The sequence below is a fragment of the Polaromonas sp. genome, assembly GCF_030682935.1.
Lineage (GTDB): Bacteria > Pseudomonadota > Gammaproteobacteria > Burkholderiales > Burkholderiaceae_C > Polaromonas.
This window is the reverse complement of record NZ_JAUXNA010000114.1, coordinates 1-2,377: the sequence shown is the minus strand read 5'-3', so window position 1 is coordinate 2,377 and position 2,377 is coordinate 1. Positions and strand designations below refer to the sequence as shown.

Sequence of the window (2,377 nt, the reverse complement as noted above, 5' to 3'; positions counted from 1 at the left end):
AGCAGAACCTGCGTTGTCTGGGCCGCATGCACGATCCGCTCAAGCAGTGGAAGCTCAGCCCCATGGACCTGGAGTCCCGCAGTCGCTGGGAGGCGTACACCAAGGCCAAGGAAATCATGCTGGAGCGCACCCACATAGCCGAAGCCCCGTGGTGGGTGGTGCAGGCCGATGACAAGAAAAAGGCCAGGCTCAACTGCATTCACCATTTGCTGCATCAAATGCCCTACCTGGAAACCGAGCATCCACCCATCGTGTTGCCCGACCGGATTCGCCATGAAGACTACGTGCGTCGGCCGGTGCCTCAAGCCATCGTGGTGCCCGAGGTTTACTGAGGCTCTAAAAGCCGGGTGCGCTTTCAAACGTCAGCCTGTGCCCGCTGGCAGGATGCGTCAGTTGCAGTAGGCTGGCATGCAGCAGCAGGCGCGATGCTTTGGCCTGCGCGGCTTCGGGCGCATACAGCCTGTCGCCCAGAATCGGGTGGCCCAGCGCCTGCAGGTGCACGCGCAACTGGTGCGAGCGGCCGGTGACCGGCTCAAGCGCCACGCGCGTGCTGTTGGTTGCCGCGTCAAACGCCAGCACGAGCCAGCGGGTCTGGCTCGGTTTGCCCAGCGCCGCGTCAATGACGCGCAAGGGGCGGCGCGGCCAGTCTGCGGCAATCGGCAGATCAATCAGCCCCCAGCCGTCCGGGCTTTGCGCGGGCGCCAGGCAACCGTCCACCACCGCCAGGTAGGTTTTGTGAATTTCGCGCTTCTCAAAGGACTGGCTGAGCGCGCGCTGAATGGCCAGGCTGCGCGCCATCAGCATCAGGCCCGAGGTGGCCATGTCCAGCCGGTGCACGATCAGGGCGTCGGGGTAGTGCTGCTGCACCCGGCGACTCAGGCAATCCTGTTTGTCTTCGCCGCGTCCGGGCACCGACAGCAGCCCTGCGGGCTTGTTCAGCACCAGCAGGCTTGCGTCAGCATGCAGCACCTCAAAGCCTGCGTTGAGCGCTGCCATGCTGCCGGCGTCAAGCCCGGGGCGGCGGGAAGTTGTGCACCGGTGGGCTGGCGCGCCTGACTTCGCGCAGCATGAAGAGGTAGAGGCTTTCGACCTTCTCGCGTGCCCAGGGCGTCTTGCGTAAAAACTTCAGGCTGGAAGCCACGCTGGGCTCGCTGGTAAAGCAGCGAATGTTGATGCGCTGCCCCAGTTCTTCCCAGCCGTAGTGGTTCGCCAGTGCGGTGACCACGGCTTCCAGCGTGACGCCATGCAGCGGATTGTCTGGCTGCTGTGAAACGGCCGCAGGCTTGCCGGCCGGTTCATCATGGTTGTCTGGGGGCGCAGTCATCGGCGGCTTATTTGTTTTTCAGCTTGCCCCGCAACGGCACTTGCGTCACGACCGTCGGGCGGACGGCATCAGGGGACACGGTCTTGGGCGGTGACGTGTCTTTTTTGGGTTTTTTCACCATCTTGCTGGTGTTTTGCTGACCTTTGGCCATGACATTCTCCTGTTGGTTAATCGCTAGATTATCAATGCAACTTGGATCATTCTTAACGGGGTGAGCCGGGCGATTTTCAGGGTGCCCGCCTTGAACGGATGCGGTTTACTTCCAGGGCGGTGACGGCACCGGCCTGGTTGCCCCAGGCGCTGCGGATGTGCGTGAGAAGCGCCGCCACGTCGCTGTCGCTGAGCACCAGCACAAACGGCGGCATGCCAAAAGGCCTCGGGTTGCCTTGCGCGGCCGGCGCGTAGCCCCCGTTCAGCACAATCTGCACCAGATTGGCGGTCTGCGGCAGGGTCACGGCGCGGTTTCCGGCCAGCGTCAGGCGCGCCACCACGGCCTTCATGCAGTCAGGGGCATGGGCGCGGCGCTGGCCGGCTTTCCAGGCGCCCAGCTGGGCATTGAGGTAGTCGCGCGGCAGACCCAGCAGGCCCGGAATGTGGGGCGCCACGCCGGTCATGGCCTGGCCGTGGCGGCATGCACGGACCGTCGGTCTTGGGCGGTAAAAATACCCGGCGCGCCAAAGCGGTCAAGGGCCAGTGCTATGTTTTCGTATCCTGCTTCAAGCGCATGCAAGCCAGGAAATGATCCCAGCTGGTTTGCACCTCGTTCACGCGCATGCCTTTGTTCAGCACCGCGCCGCATGCCGCTTCGGCGCGCCTGACCACCTTGGCCAGCGCGCTGGCAGGCATGGGCGCAATCTGCGTGCGCAGGCTGTGGGCCTGGGCGCGCATCTGGGCGATGGCGTCTTTGGCCAGGGTCTTGTTGCCGGCACAGGCCGTCATGCCGATCAACTCAGCCATTTCAAGCAGGGCCGGGTTCAGATGCCAGACCGCCGCCGTTCCCAGCGCCAGCACCCACAGGCGCCTGTGCCGTGCCGACGGTGTTTCTGTGGAAGC

Annotated in this window: 4 protein-coding genes and 2 pseudogenes; 1 reads left to right on the top strand and 5 read right to left on the bottom strand. The window is 64.3% G+C overall.

Going from position 1 to position 2,377, the window contains the following annotated elements:
• Positions 1–332, top strand: a pseudogene (locus tag Q8K05_RS05325) (polyphosphate kinase 2); the annotation flags it as partial.
• A gap of 4 nt (positions 333–336) precedes the next feature.
• On the opposite strand, the gene Q8K05_RS05320 reads toward Q8K05_RS05325, so the two are convergent.
• The 5 genes and pseudogenes from Q8K05_RS05320 to Q8K05_RS05295 all read right to left on the bottom strand — a co-directional run.
• Entirely contained in the window at positions 337–996 is a 660-nt protein-coding gene (locus Q8K05_RS05320; protein ID WP_305245481.1) for a pseudouridine synthase, read from the bottom strand.
• Between the two features lie 10 nt (positions 997–1,006).
• A complete protein-coding gene (locus Q8K05_RS05315) occupies positions 1,007–1,324 on the bottom strand; it encodes a VF530 family protein (protein WP_305245480.1) in 318 nt (105 codons plus the stop codon).
• Between the two features lie 7 nt (positions 1,325–1,331).
• Positions 1,332–1,475: a hypothetical protein gene (locus tag Q8K05_RS05310; protein WP_296900660.1), complete on the bottom strand. Its 144-nt coding sequence runs from the start codon at positions 1,473–1,475 to the stop codon at positions 1,332–1,334.
• A 301-nt stretch (positions 1,476–1,776) separates the two neighbouring features.
• Positions 1,777–1,950 (bottom strand): annotated as a pseudogene (locus Q8K05_RS05300) (cytochrome c); the annotation flags it as partial.
• A gap of 70 nt (positions 1,951–2,020) precedes the next feature.
• Positions 2,021–2,377, bottom strand: a 357-nt coding sequence (locus tag Q8K05_RS05295; RefSeq protein ID WP_305245479.1) for a hypothetical protein, incomplete at its 5' end; no start/stop codon positions are given.